This is a genomic window from Olleya sp. KJ81-1 (genome assembly GCF_055808135.1).
In genome coordinates this window covers 2668471-2682296 of the sequence record NZ_CM147854.1, presented here as the reverse complement: position 1 = coordinate 2682296, position 13826 = coordinate 2668471, and the positions used below count along the sequence as shown (strand labels likewise).

General features: G+C 32.0%; 14 protein-coding genes and 2 pseudogenes. 1 reads left to right on the top strand and 15 read right to left on the bottom strand.

The window, feature by feature from the left end; genetic code table 11:
• Positions 1-10 precede the first annotated feature (10 nt).
• A pseudogene (locus AC0L3M_RS12665) lies at positions 11-921 on the top strand (ABC transporter ATP-binding protein).
• On the opposite strand, the gene AC0L3M_RS12660 reads toward AC0L3M_RS12665, so the two are convergent.
• From AC0L3M_RS12660 to AC0L3M_RS12590, 15 genes and pseudogenes are all read right to left on the bottom strand, one after another.
• Positions 911-1468 carry a 4'-phosphopantetheinyl transferase family protein gene (locus AC0L3M_RS12660; RefSeq protein ID WP_473430994.1) on the bottom strand — a complete coding sequence of 186 codons (558 nt, stop codon included), beginning with the start codon at positions 1466-1468 and terminating at the stop codon, positions 911-913. The pseudogene AC0L3M_RS12665 and the gene AC0L3M_RS12660 overlap by 11 nt on opposite strands.
• Positions 1465-1719, bottom strand: coding sequence for an acyl carrier protein (locus tag AC0L3M_RS12655; RefSeq protein WP_473430993.1), 255 nt, complete (start codon positions 1717-1719; stop codon positions 1465-1467). Before AC0L3M_RS12655 ends, AC0L3M_RS12660 begins: the two co-directional genes overlap by 4 nt.
• A 462-nt stretch (positions 1720-2181) precedes the next feature.
• Positions 2182-2487: a GIY-YIG nuclease family protein gene (locus AC0L3M_RS12650; protein WP_292948361.1), complete on the bottom strand. Its 306-nt coding sequence runs from the start codon at positions 2485-2487 to the stop codon at positions 2182-2184.
• Between the two features lie 142 nt (positions 2488-2629).
• Positions 2630-3901 (bottom strand): beta-ketoacyl-[acyl-carrier-protein] synthase family protein, encoded by a 1272-nt coding sequence (locus AC0L3M_RS12645; RefSeq protein WP_473430992.1) that lies wholly within the window; start codon positions 3899-3901, stop codon positions 2630-2632.
• A 60-nt stretch (positions 3902-3961) separates the two neighbouring features.
• A complete protein-coding gene (locus AC0L3M_RS12640; RefSeq protein WP_473430991.1) occupies positions 3962-4402 on the bottom strand; it encodes a 3-hydroxyacyl-ACP dehydratase FabZ family protein in 441 nt (146 codons plus the stop codon).
• A 2-nt stretch (positions 4403-4404) separates the two neighbouring features.
• Entirely contained in the window at positions 4405-5202 is a 798-nt protein-coding gene (locus tag AC0L3M_RS12635) for an SDR family oxidoreductase (protein ID WP_473430990.1), read from the bottom strand.
• Between the two features lie 131 nt (positions 5203-5333).
• Positions 5334-6385: pseudogene (locus tag AC0L3M_RS12630) on the bottom strand (type III polyketide synthase).
• Position 6386: 1 nt separating this feature from the next.
• Positions 6387-7100: a methyltransferase domain-containing protein gene (locus tag AC0L3M_RS12625; RefSeq protein WP_473430989.1), complete on the bottom strand. Its 714-nt coding sequence runs from the start codon at positions 7098-7100 to the stop codon at positions 6387-6389.
• The gene (locus AC0L3M_RS12620; RefSeq protein WP_473432512.1) at positions 7097-8224 is read right to left on the bottom strand and encodes an NAD(P)/FAD-dependent oxidoreductase; all 1128 of its coding nucleotides are present in this window, start codon (positions 8222-8224) and stop codon (positions 7097-7099) included. Before AC0L3M_RS12620 ends, AC0L3M_RS12625 begins: the two co-directional genes overlap by 4 nt.
• Positions 8225-8287: 63 nt before the next feature.
• Positions 8288-8749, bottom strand: a complete 462-nt coding sequence (locus AC0L3M_RS12615; protein ID WP_292948348.1) for a GreA/GreB family elongation factor — start codon at positions 8747-8749, stop codon at positions 8288-8290.
• Positions 8742-9428 carry a monofunctional biosynthetic peptidoglycan transglycosylase gene (gene mtgA, locus AC0L3M_RS12610; protein ID WP_473430988.1) on the bottom strand — a complete coding sequence of 229 codons (687 nt, stop codon included), beginning with the start codon at positions 9426-9428 and terminating at the stop codon, positions 8742-8744. The genes AC0L3M_RS12615 and mtgA overlap by 8 nt, the downstream gene beginning before the upstream one ends.
• 1 nt (position 9429) lies before the next feature.
• The gene (locus tag AC0L3M_RS12605) at positions 9430-10542 is read right to left on the bottom strand and encodes an NAD(P)/FAD-dependent oxidoreductase (protein WP_473430987.1); all 1113 of its coding nucleotides are present in this window, start codon (positions 10540-10542) and stop codon (positions 9430-9432) included.
• A 22-nt stretch (positions 10543-10564) separates the two neighbouring features.
• On the bottom strand, positions 10565-11482 hold the full coding sequence (locus tag AC0L3M_RS12600) for a hypothetical protein (protein WP_473430986.1): 918 nt from the start codon (positions 11480-11482) through the stop codon (positions 10565-10567).
• 128 nt (positions 11483-11610) lie between these two features.
• On the bottom strand, positions 11611-11922 hold the full coding sequence (locus tag AC0L3M_RS12595; protein WP_473430985.1) for a hypothetical protein: 312 nt from the start codon (positions 11920-11922) through the stop codon (positions 11611-11613).
• A gap of 6 nt (positions 11923-11928) precedes the next feature.
• On the bottom strand, positions 11929-13818 hold the full coding sequence (locus AC0L3M_RS12590) for a hypothetical protein (RefSeq protein ID WP_473430984.1): 1890 nt from the start codon (positions 13816-13818) through the stop codon (positions 11929-11931).
• Positions 13819-13826 lie beyond the last annotated feature (8 nt).

The following is a 13826-nucleotide window of genomic DNA, read 5'->3' as shown; positions in this document are numbered from 1 at the left end:
TTTTTGTGTTATGCTGACAGTTAAAAATCTTACCTTTTCTTATAATAAAACACCTGTTTTAAAAGACCTTTCTTTTACTGCTAATCAAGGTGAAAACGTTGCCATTATTGGCGAAAGTGGCTCAGGAAAAAGCACACTATTAAATCTTATTTTTGGCGAATCCGACTTAAATCAAGGTCAGATTTTTTGGAAAGACGAACAAATTTTGGGGCCAAAATATAATTTAGTTGTAGGTTATGACTTTATGAAATACGTCAGTCAAGAATTTGACTTGATGCCTTTTATAACCGTTGAGGAAAATATTGGTAAACACCTTTCTAACTTTTTTCCTGAAGAAAAAAAGAACGTACCGCAGAGTTACTAGAGGTTGTAGAGCTTACTGAGCTTGCTAAGACAAAAGTAAAAACATTAAGTGGTGGCCAAAAACAACGTGTAGCATTAGCGCGTGCATTGGCAAAACAGCCAGAAATTATTTTATTAGACGAGCCTTTTAGTCATATTGATAACTTCCAAAAACAATCGCTTCGTCGCAATGTTTATCGTTATTTAAAAGACAAAAATATAACCTGTATTGTTGCAACACACGACAAAGAAGACGTTTTAGGTTTTGCTGACAGAATGATTGTTTTATATGACCACAAAATTGTTGTTAATGATAGTCCAGAACATTTATTTACAAATCCAGAAGCACCATTAATAGCGTCTTTTTTTGGCGAGTTTAATATAATTAACGATTCGATAATTTATGCGCATCAATTAAAAATGGTATCCAACTCTGAGCTTAAAGCAACAGTAATACACTCTTATTTTAAAGGACATTATTACTTAATAGAAGCTTTTTTAAATGATGATGTTGTGTTTTTTGAGAGTAAAATAAACTTAGAAAAAAACACTACTCAGTTTTTAGAAATCACAACATAGCATAACCACTAAAAGCACCATGATGTGTCAAAGAAAAAGAGACATCTAACATGTCGCTGTTATGCTGTAATTTTGGGACACCAATCTTGTTTTTTACAATGGTTACTTCATCTAAATTCAACGTTTTTAAAAAGCGCTTTTTAAGGCATTTACTTTGTGTAATATAATCTTGACTTTGATCAAAAAACCATTCACTTTTATAATTTTTAATAGACTCTATTAACGCAATAGAATAAATAAAACCTTCAGTAATTATAGACTCTGTAAAATAACGATTGTCTCCAATAATTACCTCTCCTTTTAAATTAGACAATAAAGTACATTCTAACCGTTTTGGATTAAAAAAGCGCTTTCCAAACTGCTGCACATTAACTTTATAAGTAGCTTCTTTCATACTCCAAAGTAGCCATACCATTTGGTCTTGATTTTTAGCAGACCAAATTAATTTCTGCTCATTTGGTGTATATATTTTATCTAAAAAACGTGGACGTTTCCAATTACTATCTTTAGCAGCTTGCTTTAAATCGACAATATCATTGCCTATCATTTTGCTGCTAATTTCTCATTAACAATATCCATTGCAGCTTTTACAGATGTCATTTTTTCCATGTCATCATTTTCAATTCTAATATCAAATTCGTCTTCTACATCTAAAATAACATCTACTAAATTAGCTGAGTTTATTTTAAGATCGTTTAAAAAATCAGTCGATTCAGATAAGTTATTATAAGCATCTTCGTTTTGAATGTATGGTTGTACAATGGTTTTTAGTTTCGCGATAAGTTCTTCTTTAGTCATAGTCTATTTTTCTATTTTATTTTTCAGCGTAAGCGTAAATATATTTTTAAATATCTCTTTTTTTAGCACTTCGACAAGCTCAGTAAGACATTTATAATCACAATTGGCAATATTAAAGCTATAATGTTTATTACAATTACAAATATTAAAAACCAATGTCAGTCTGAACTTTTGGAAGACCAATCACGGATTAAATACGATTGCACTTCGACAAGCTCAGTGTGACACTTATAATCACAATTGACAGTATCAATATTATTATGTTTACTACAATTACAAATATAAAAAACCAATGTCAGGCTGAGCTTGTCGAAGACCAATCACGGATTAAAGACAATTACACTTCGATAACCTCAGTGACACTTATAATCACAATTGGCAATACCATGGTTCTAATGTTTACTATAATTACAAATATGAAAAACCAAGGTCAGGCTGAGCTTGTCGAAGACCAATCACGGACTAAATACGATTATTATACTCGGAATAATTTTTAGAGAATTCAATTAAATCTTGCCAGTTTTCATCTATTAAAGCTTTTTTCTTCCTTCGAGACCATCCTTTAATTTGTTTTTCAATTGTTATGGCTTCTTTAGGGTTTTCACACTGTAAATACCACAATAATTTAACAGGTAGCCTTGTTGCAGTATACGAGTCTTTTTTGTGACCAGATTTATGCTGAGCTACTCTTCTTTCTAAGTCATTAGTCATACCAGTGTAGTACGAATTATCAATGCATAATAAGATATAAACAAAATAGAATTTCATATTTATGGCCATTTTATTAATGATTGGACTTCGACAAGCTCAGTGTGACATTTATAATCACAATTGGCAGTACCATGGTTATAATGTTTACTACAATTACAAATAATAAAAACTAGTGTGAGTGTAAGCCTATCGAAGACCGCTAATTATACTTTTTAAAAAGAATACATCCATTGACATCGCCAAAACCAAAACTGGCTTTTGCAGCAATATTAAGCCTGGTATTTATAGCTTGTTTTACAATTTTTTCTTCAGAAATTAATGCCGATATTTCTGGATGAACGTCCTCGCAATTAATATTAGGAAACACAAATTGATGTTTTAACTGCAATACAGTAGCAACACTTTCTATACTACCCGAAGCTGCCAAACAATGTCCAACCATCCCTTTCAACGAGTTTATATAAGGAAAATCCGTTCCGTTTCTACCCAAAGCTTTTGTCCAATTCTCTATTTCTAAACTATCTTTTGAAGTCGCAGTTAAATGCCCATTTATAGTGTCAATTTCTTCAGCTAAAATCCCTGAATTTTTAATTGCATCTTGGATGCAACGTTGCACAGCTTTGGCATTTGGAGCTGTCATTGTTCCGCCATCACGTTGCCCTCCAGAGTTTATATTCCCACCTAAAACCTCTGCATAAATAGTTGCGTTTCTTTCTAATGCACTATCTAAAGATTCTAAAACTAAAGCACCAGCACCTGCACCTGGCACAAAACCCGTTGCAGTTTCACTCATTGGTCTAGAGCCTTCTTTTGGAGTTTCATTATGCTTATATGTCATCACTCGCATAGCATCAAATCCTCCCCAAATATAAGGTCCATCGTCACTACAACTACCAACCAACATACGTTTTGCTTGACCGTTTTTAATACGTTCAAACCCCATTAAAATAGCTTCTGTACCTGTGGTGCATGCTGACGAGTTTGTTGTTACTTGGTTACCTAAACCTAAAATTCCGCCTAAAAAAGCACTAATTCCGCTAGCCATAGTCTGCACCACAACGGTACTTCCTAATCGTTTTACCTGTTTATCATCTAACTTATAAATGGCCTCTCTAAATTTCTCTACTCCAGAAGTACCTGTTCCAAAAACAGTACCCGAATCAAAGTCTAAATCACTATTAGGATCAACTTCAAATCCTGCATCTTTCCAAGCATCCATTCCGGCAACACAGCCATATAAAATACCCGAACTATTAAAGCCTCTTAATTGTAAAGGCGTTAAGTATTCTAGCTTTTTTTCTTCGGAAATATTAGGAATTCCACCAATACAACACGAAAAATTTAAGTCTGCTAATTGCTGATGAAACGTAATTCCGGATACGCCATTTTTTATAGCTTTAGTAAACGCATCGACTCCCACTCCATTTGGCGCGACGACTCCTAAACCTGTTATTACGACTCTATTTTTCATCCTTTATTAATTAAAATACACTCCGACAAACTCAGTATAACCTATCATTTACAATTGGCATTATTCCGCTTTCAACATTCCTGAAATTTGTCCTCTACAAACCAATTCATTTTTCTGATTAAACATTTTTACTTTACATTTCAATTTGTTAAAACGAAAGACTTCTTTTTCGGAAACTACAGTCACAGTTTCTCCTGGAAAAACAGGCAAAAAGAAATCTACCTGACTTGATGTTAAGGCAATTTGTGGTTTATTGTCTTCTGAAATTTCATCTTTCAACATATAAATACCCAAACATACTAGACCAATTTGTGCCATACACTCCGTTAAGATAACGCCTGGCGTAATTGGATTGTCTTTAAAATGTCCTTTGTAAAAATATTCGTCTTTTTTAAAAGTATAACTTCCTGTTATTCCTTCATTTGAAATCGTGTTTAATTCATCCACGAATAAAAATGGTTCTTGATACGGTAATAGTAATATGATTTTTTCTTTCGTCATTTTTAACTAATATGTTCGCCTCCATCCACAGGAATCACACAACCATTAATCCAACTAGCTTCATCCTTGCTTAATAAATATACTGCATTTGCAACATCTTCTGGCAATGTTAGTCTGTTAAATGGATTACGAAGTAAACTATGTTCTTTAATTTTTTCGCTTCCAGGAATCATACGTAAAGACGCTGTATCTGTTACTCCTGCTTGGATACAATTAGCTCTGATACCATAAGGTGCAAACTCTAAAGCAATATTTCTAGTAATGGCTTCCAGTGTTACTTTTGCTGCAGAAACTGCTGCGTAATTTTTCCATGCTTTTGTATTACCTTCACTTGTAAAACTTATAATTCTGGTGTCCGAAGCAAATAGTTCTGAATCAAAAAGGGCACTTGTCCAATCAAACAAACTAATAGCCATAGCGTTTATTGTTAAATTGAAATCGTCAGTTTTAAGTGTTGGTTTTTCATCGTCCAACATTGGTTTTAAATTCCCTTTAGCAACGCTATGTACTAATGTTCTTATTTTTTCTTCCGAGCCTAAAATTCCTTTTAATTCAGAAATTATTTGAATCCTTTTTTCTGCTTTAAAAGCATCAATATTAAATGATTTAAACTGAACACCTTCAGCTTTAATTACATCAAATTCGGTATTAATTTCAGATTCTTGAGTTCTTGAATTTCTGTGAATAATACAAATATTCATGCCATGCTTAGCTAACTTTTTTGCTGTAGCTAATCCCAATCCGCTAGAACCTCCTAAAATAAGTGCCCAATAGTTTTTATGTTGAAAATCTTTTGTCATAAACAGTAAATCTTGTTTTATCAGACACTTCGACTGCGCTCAGTGTGACGTTATATATTAAATTACGTTGATAGCATAAAGAGGCTTCGACAAGCTCAGCATGATATAGCAACTACCATTTTTATTTATAATTACCATTCTAATAATATACGTTGTGCGGAAAAACCAGGTCCAAAACTTAACATTAATCCTTTGTCACCTTTTGGTAATTGTTTGTCCATAAAACGTTCTAAAACATATAAAACAGTAGCACTACTCATGTTTCCGTAAAGTCTTAATACTTCTTTTGTGTCATCTATATTCTTACCTAAAGATCCAAATAAATCCTCAACGGTTTGTACTATTTTTTTCCTCCTGGATGAAAAATAAGATGATCTATAGCTTCAATTGAAATGTTGTTTCGTGCTAAAAACGGATGGACAATCATTGGGAAATGTTCTGAAATGGTTTCGGGAACAGCCTTATCCAAAATCATTTGTAACCCTGTATTTACCAATTTAAAACCCATCATGGTTGTAGCATCATAAAAATGATACATGGCTTCGTCTACTATTTTTGGCCCGACTTCATCTTCATAAGACGATAAAATAACACTTGCAGCACCATCGCCAAAAATGGCAGCACTGACTATATTAACCATTGAAAAATCATCCAACTGAAAAGTTGCAGTTGGCGACTCCACCGCAATTACTGCAGCTCGTTTATTAGGATTTGCTTTCAAGAAGTTTTTGGCATAAATAATACCAGAAACACCTGCTGCACAACCCATTTCGGTCACAGGTAATCTTACAATATCCTGTTTCATTTTTAGATTATTTATTAGGTAAGCATCCACTGAGGGAATCATAATTCCAGTGCAACTTACTGTAATAATATAATCAATATCAGTTGGTTTTAGCGCAGATTTATCTAATGCCTTTATCAAAGATTGCTCTGCTAATTTGACGACTTCACGAGCGTAAATATCATTTTTTTCTTGAAAAGAGGTATTTGTAAAAACTTCTTCGGCATCCATTATGGAGTAGCGTTTATCAACGCCTGCGCCTTCAAAAAGTTTAATTACTTTACGCTGAAAACGGTCGTCTTGACCAGTCATCCAAAGTTTTAAAAAAGGAATAATATCCTTAGTTTCTCTGGTATATTTTGGCAATTGTTTGGCTACTGCTGTTATTTTTACGCTCATATTATTTTTGCTTCAAAATCCATTGAAAACGAAACGCCCACTTCCATTGGATCTGATAATTTGCATTTATTTGCTTGGATATAGTTTTTAACTCCTCTCTTTTAAATCCTCTTAAAACTGAAGTTAATCCATCTTCCACTATGGTTTTATTCTTGATTGTTGTACATAAAAGTTTAAACAAATAATAAGCTAATTTATGTCTGTGTAAATCATTAACCACAATACCTAGTTTTGCTTTTTGCAACACTGGTTTTAAAAACGAAACTAATTGACCTTCTTTAAAATGATGCAAGAATAAGGTGGTCAAAACTAAATCATATTCTAATTTATCAAACTGATCTGAAAATATATCTATTGCTTCAAAACTTACGTTATCGTATTTATGCGATAAAGAACTAGCATAGTTAACCGTATGCGGGTTTGCATCAATCCCTATTAGTTTAAAATTATAGTTGTTTTTCTTTCCAAAAAGTGATATTTCTCTTAATATATCTCCGCCACCACAACCCAAATCAATGATTGTTATAGCTTCTGATTTATTATGATTTTTAAGTGCTTTTTTTAAGCCATTAATAGTCACAATGTTTCCGCCTAACCATTGATTAATTTTTGCCAATTTATCTAATGCGTCATGAAGTATAGGACCATTATAATCCAAGTCGTCCATGATTTCTTCTGCTTCACTTCTATATTTTGTATTGACTAATAGACTCATTTAATTGTCATTGTTTTACCGTGTGTGCGCTTAATAATTAGAGGCAAAATACTTGGTGCCCATTTTACAACACGTATTAAAACCTCAGCTAATTTGTTGTAGCTAAAAAGCTTTGCTACAATATGACCTGTTGTTAATCGCGATTTAAACTCGGTATTCCATTCTCTAAGATACTGTTTTTCTAATGCTTTTCTGTCCTTTATTGTGCCATTAAAAAATCGAATAATTAATAGTGACGCCATTTGTGCGCTGCGTATTGCCATACTCATTCCGTTGCCACATAAAGGATGAATCATTCCTGCAGTGTCACCACACATAATAATGTGATTTTCTATTGGCTTTTTTGTTTCGAAAGAAATTTGACTAATAGTTAAAGGGTTTTCAAAAACTGAAGTCGCGTTTTCAAAAACAGACTTTAAAGCGGTATTTTTATAAAGCACTTTCTTCTGAAAGTCATCAATATTTTTATACTTTTTAAAAGCCTCAAAATTGGTAATATAACATACATTTATGCTGTCATTTTCAACTTTTGAAACACCACAATAACCACCTTCAAAATTATGAAGCGCCACTAAATCATCAGGAAAATCGCCTTTTAAATGTGTTTTTATTGCTAAAAAAGGGGACTTATTTTTAATGAATGTACGATTGAGTTTAACATCCAAATTAGCACGTTTTCCATAAGCACCAATCACTATTTTTGAAGTATACTTTTTTGATTTAGTTTCAACCGAAAACATATCATTTGCAAACGTTACATTTTCTACTGTATCTTGAGTAATTGTAGCTTGATTTACTAATGCAATTTTTGATAATTGATTATCTAAACAATACCGACTAATACCAAAACCACCAAGTGGCAAATTGGCTTTTACAAGCTTGTTTTTAGGAGTAGACAATTCAAATTTATCAATCCTTTTTGCGCCTAGTTTAAAGACATCTATTCCTAAAAAAGTCAAATAAGGCAAAACTTCGTTTGAAATATACTCGCCACAAACCTTATGTTTTGGGTACTCGTTTTTTTCGATAACCAAAACGCTCAATTTATATTTTGACAAATGGATTGCGCTACTTAAACCGGCTAAACCACCACCAATAATAATAACATCAAAATTTGAGGGAATAGTATTCAACTTTTATCTAATTCAATTTTACTAAAGATACCTCGAAAATTGTTGACTTAGACTTTAGTTAACATTTGTTATTGAAAAATTTTGCGCTCTAAACACAATATCATCTCCAATGGTTTTACCTAAAAGTAATTGTGCAATAGGTGTATTAGCCGCAATTGCATAAAATTTTTGAGCATCAACCTCTAACTCTCCTGCACTAATAGCAATGTAATAATTAGCTTTTGTTGTATAAACCACACTACCTAAGCCAATAATTTCAGAGGTTTTTTCTGTGCTAATTTTTGCTAATAATTGGTTTACTTTTTGGATTTGCGCCAATTGGTGACCTGCTTTTTCGCGCTCTAACTGCACCATAGCTCGTCCAGTTTCGTGCTTATCTCCAGCGCTACTTTTAGTCTCTGAGGTTAAGGATTCTTGCAATTCTGAAATAGTTTTATTTATAGTATCCAGTCTATTTTGCGTAAACAAAGCGCAACCATCATGTAATGCTTGTTTAATTTTTTCTGTACTATTCATCCTCAGTTTTATAATTTAGAGTACCATAAAAATTCATCTGTTTTATTATCCAACTTTTTCTAGAGGCTATATAATTAGTCACCGGATTTGCTTTATATTTTCTCGGGTTTGGTAATATTGCAGCTATTGCAGAGGCTTCTAATTTTGATAATTTAGACGCTGATTTTTTAAACCAAAATTGTGCTGCTGCTTCGGCACCATAAACACCATTACCCATTTCTATACTATTTAAATAGACTTCCATGATACGCTCCTTGGACCAAACTAACTCTATTAAAAATGTAAAATACGTTTCTAATCCCTTGCGTAGCCAACTACGTTCTGGCCACAAAAACACATTTTTTGCTGTTTGTTGGCTAATGGTACTTCCACCTTTAATACGTTTTCCTTTTTTATTGTTTTCGTAAGCTTTTTCAATTGCTTTTAAATCAAATCCATTGTGACTTAAAAAAATTTGATCTTCGCTACAAATCACTGCCAACTGTAAATTTTTAGAGATATTTTCTATTGGCTCCCAATCGTGTTTTAAAAGTTTTGGACTGTCTTTTTCAAAATATCTAATGACCATTAATGGTGTTATTGGTACAGGCATCCACTTGTATAAAATGACCACACCAACGGTTGAAATAATAAACCAAAGTAAACATTTAGCTAAAAATTTAAATATTTTTTTAAACATATTACTCTATTAAGTTTGCTAATTCTTCTCCTATTAAACTTCCAATTGCAACTCCCATTCCGCCTAATCGCACACCACAAAACACATTATTACTAAGCTGTTTTACAATTGGTTTTTTTTGAGCTCCTACACCCATAATTCCGCTCCAGCGATGCTCTATTTTAAATGATGTGTTAGGTAAAATAGTTGTTTTTAAAAGTGATTCTAATTTATTTTGAATTAAGTCCGTTTGTTCCAAATCCGTAGTTTCTTCTGCTTTAAAATCTAGATTACGACCACCTCCAAATAGTATTCTGTTATCGATGTTTCGGAAATAATAATACCCTTCATCCAAATGAAACGTGCCTTTTATATGAAGGTTTTTTATTGGTTTTGTAATTAACACTTGTGCTCTTGCTGGTTTAACTTCAGGAATGTTTAAAACCGAAGCGAAGCCATTTGTTGCTATTAATAATTTTGATGTCGAAAAACTAAATTGATTGGTCTCAACTTTAACAGCATTGGCATCTTCTGAAAAACTAGACACCGAAACATTATTAAGTATTTTAATGCCTTTTAAGAGCGCTTTTTGTAGTAAAGCCTCCATCATGCGACCTGTGTCTATTTGTCCTTCATATTGATTAAAACAGTACTGATTCTTAATATTATTAAAGCCAAAGGTGTTGGCCTTTAAACTAAAAACGTCGTCACCAAAAACGGGTTTCATTAAATTATTGACCAACGTTTTTTGTTCTAGACAGATTTCAAATAAATCACTGTTAGTATTAAACAACTCATAACCTCCTAATTGTTGATAATCGATTGTTTTGTCTCCTAGGTTTTCTCTTAATTTTTGTAATCCTTTGACACGTTTTTTAACCAAGTCTAAAACCTCTTGTTCACTATGTGTTTTAAGGTCATCTACAATTTCTGACAAGCTACCAAAACAGGCAAAACCTGCATTTTTAGTACTTGCTCCTTGAGGTAAAGTGCCTTTTTCTAAAATTAAAATGTTAGCTTTTGGAAATCTTTTTCTTAATTGTAAAGCGCAGTTTAAACCCACAATTCCGCTACCAACAATAGTGTAATCTACGTTGGTTAGCCATGATTTTATTTCCCAATAGCTTAATGTCATCTTAGTAAGATACTAAATTTGTTTATTCTTTTTGATTAATAAAAAACTGAGCTAAGGCATTAATATCTTGATTTTTTAAAATCATTTGTCCATTTACTGCTATTGCTTCGTTTTGAGAATTATTTCCAATAATTTTTAAGGTTGTTAGCTTATTTAAATAACTATGTATCATTGGAAAATGATTCTGCTTTTGCAGCCTTTCAAAATTAACGTTTAAAGCAAAAACTTCCGAAGTTTCGTTTAATATTGATTTTACTGTATTGGATAAATTGGTGGTTGCTTGCAAACTTTTAGCGTTAGTAGAATCTATTTTAACTTGATACAAAGGAAATATATCTTTACTTAATTTACCATCTTTTACTATCGCTATTTTTTCTAAATATTTATAAAGTTTTGAAGCGTCAGATGTTAATTGCAAATTAATTTCTGGCACTTGTTTTGTTACCGTTGTCAGGGTTTCTACTTTTTCAAAATCGTCATTATACTCATAGGTTATTACTGAATCTAATTGTGTTGTCGATTTAGCAATTTCTAGAGCCATATGACCTTTATAATATGTATCTAAACTGTCTGTATCTATAGCTTGATTTTTGTGTTTAAAGCTGACATACTTTAGTGTTGAAAGTAGATTAAGATTAAATGTTACACTAGCATCTTTAGAAAAATTTGTGCTTTTATAAACTTTTGGTGTATCCAAAAATACAGGCAACACAAAATCACCTTGTATTATGGCTTTTCCAGATTGGAAATTAATAGCCAAATGATCTGTTTTTGTGAGGTAATTAAAATGTCCATCTGCATCCTGTAATTTCTCCCATTTTACATCTGACTTTTCTAATGTTTTATGGTCTACCAATATATCTTCAAACACTTGATTTACATCGTCCTTACTTGGATTGTAAGCTATAACTGCTTGTGTTTTGTTAAATGCTATAACCACACTATTATTTAATACTGTTGCAACAGTAAAGTTTTGGGTGTCTTTAAAATCTTCCGCTTTATAATTAGCTTTAAGGTAGTCTTTAAAGGTGTTTTGTTCTGAAATTTTAAAGGATGTAAATAATGTGGTTATAGGTTGTCCTTTAATAGTGTATAAAAAGATGTTTGCTGGAATATTAAATCCTTTTTTTGTTTGTCATTGTCATCAATAATAGTGTCTTTCTCTTTTTTTGATTTTAAATAAAATGAAGGATTTGCTATTGCATTTAACACTAGTGATTGAGCGATACCGTCTATATTCACCTTAACTATTTGATTGGCCTTATAATGAATCACATCTTGGTAAGACGCGTAATTACGGTACATTAAAAAGCCTTTAAAAGCCAAAAGCAGCACACTAATAATAATGGCTGCTTTTTTTAATATTTTCTTAATTTTCATTAATAATTATTTTGCAAATTTTTCGATGATATTAAAGATGTATTTTAAAGCATTTTCTTCGGTTGGAGGCACACCAACAACCATTTCGCTATTAACTGCATTTCCTTTAATTTTTGATGCAGTGATATAAGCATCCTCTGTAGTATTCAAAAACCATTCTAGCTTACCACTTCTGTCAATTCCCATCTCTTCTATTGGTAGTTGTTGTGCTAATTGTTTAGCGCTAACAAATACAGAATAAGAATTGTCTAACATCATTTTTTTAGTTTTAGATGTTACTTTAGCATCAAATGTACCTGAGACGATTTTATTCATTTCTACTTGAGATGTACCTAAAAAAGCAATTCCGTCTTTAATTACAAAGTGAATAGCCAGTGGGCTTCTTGGGACTTCAAATGTGTAATAACCATTATTAAAAGTTGCCATTTCTTTATTTACAGTATATTGTATTAATTTATTAAGCATACTAGGCTCATCCGTAGATGCCATTAATAAAAAATCTGGAACTGTTTCTGTTTTTGTTTTTTCAACTTCAACATACTCATAATCGTCATTATATTGGTATGTAGTATAGGTAACTTCTTGCTGAGAAATACCTGATAATAAAAATAGTAAATCTCCATTAATTACTTCTCCAACAGCTTCCTCATCTAATAATAAAGAAAATAAATCTATACCCAAACTAGCTTCTTCTCCGTAGTATGGCATGTTGCTATACATAGACTTCATTAATTTAGGATACTCTTCTAACATGGCTTCTGTGTCTATAGAATAGCTCATAAAACCAATCATTCTGTCTTCATTTACATAGTCTAAAAACTTTTTATTAAGTTTTCTAGAGGTCATTTTTTTATAACTATCTGCCATTTGATCAGACATAGTATACTTTGTATTTAGTACCATTTTGTCGTTTTCTAAAAACAATTTAGCTGTTAAACCATTATTAGCATACATGCTTGATAAATCAAAACCAACTAATTGATTGTAGTACATAGACCCTAACATATTAGAATATAGTTGACCAAAGTCATTGACCCATAATGTAGCTTCTGCTTTACTATCTAGACTACTTAAATATGATTTGTTTTTTAAGATAGAACGATTTGGTTGTTGCTTTAAAAGCTGCTCTGCCTTTAATAAAGCCCAATTTTTATTTATGGCATTTTTAATTTGGTAGTTAGATGTATCATTATTGTAATCATACTCTACAACCTCAGTAGCTTCCTCTTCAATATACTCGTCCTCATAAACCTCTTCACTTTCTGTAGACTCGATAACCGTTTCTTCTATTTCTTCCTCATATGCTTCTTCAGCCTCAATAACTTCATCATCGTAATCCTCTGCACTTTCAACAACAGCATCATCTATTACGTATCCATAGTAATCATCTTCTGTTAGTCCGTAACGCTCCATTACTTCTGGATTTTGAAAATACGCCTCGTTAGTGCTTCCTACAACCATAATTAATGTTGAGCTATCCCAAACAATACCGCCTTGATTATGATCTTTAAACGATCTTATTCCATTAACGTTTGCAATTTCTTTTTTGCTTTGAGTTGTTAAAAAACTTTCAAAAGCAGTTACATTTTTTAAAGGAACGATAAATGCATTGTAATTAATACTATCATTAGCTTGGAAAAAATAATGAGCAGAGCCATTTAAGTCAAAACCAAAATCTTCCAACGAGTTGTATTTAGTCTGTTTTCTGGATAATTCTTTTAAAATCTCAGTTCCCATAAACGAGTTATTTAACTCATCTATTGACATTAATTGTAACAAATTATTTCCTTTTATTGTGGCAACAACAGCTGCATCACTTGGGATTTTTGATGTTGAATTTTGTGCAAAAGAAAATACAGATACACATAGCATGATTATACATGATAATTTTTTCATTGGTTGGG

What these genes read in the sequence shown, in the direction of transcription:
- AC0L3M_RS12660 (WP_473430994.1), bottom strand. Translation starts at nt 1,468, where the DNA reads ATGATAGGCAATGATATTGTCGATTTAAAGCAAGCTGCTAAAGATAGT.
- AC0L3M_RS12655 (WP_473430993.1), bottom strand. Translation starts at nt 1,719, where the DNA reads ATGACTAAAGAAGAACTTATCGCGAAACTAAAAACCATTGTACAACCA.
- AC0L3M_RS12650 (WP_292948361.1), bottom strand. Translation starts at nt 2,487, where the DNA reads ATGAAATTCTATTTTGTTTATATCTTATTATGCATTGATAATTCGTAC.
- AC0L3M_RS12645 (WP_473430992.1), bottom strand. Translation starts at nt 3,901, where the DNA reads ATGAAAAATAGAGTCGTAATAACAGGTTTAGGAGTCGTCGCGCCAAAT.
- AC0L3M_RS12640 (WP_473430991.1), bottom strand. Translation starts at nt 4,402, where the DNA reads ATGACGAAAGAAAAAATCATATTACTATTACCGTATCAAGAACCATTT.
- AC0L3M_RS12635 (WP_473430990.1), bottom strand. Translation starts at nt 5,202, where the DNA reads ATGACAAAAGATTTTCAACATAAAAACTATTGGGCACTTATTTTAGGA.
- AC0L3M_RS12625 (WP_473430989.1), bottom strand. Translation starts at nt 7,100, where the DNA reads ATGAGTCTATTAGTCAATACAAAATATAGAAGTGAAGCAGAAGAAATC.
- AC0L3M_RS12615 (WP_292948348.1), bottom strand. Translation starts at nt 8,749, where the DNA reads ATGAATAGTACAGAAAAAATTAAACAAGCATTACATGATGGTTGCGCT.
- mtgA (WP_473430988.1), bottom strand. Translation starts at nt 9,428, where the DNA reads ATGTTTAAAAAAATATTTAAATTTTTAGCTAAATGTTTACTTTGGTTT.
- AC0L3M_RS12605 (WP_473430987.1), bottom strand. Translation starts at nt 10,542, where the DNA reads ATGACATTAAGCTATTGGGAAATAAAATCATGGCTAACCAACGTAGAT.
- AC0L3M_RS12595 (WP_473430985.1), bottom strand. Translation starts at nt 11,922, where the DNA reads ATGAAAATTAAGAAAATATTAAAAAAAGCAGCCATTATTATTAGTGTG.
- AC0L3M_RS12590 (WP_473430984.1), bottom strand. Translation starts at nt 13,818, where the DNA reads ATGAAAAAATTATCATGTATAATCATGCTATGTGTATCTGTATTTTCT.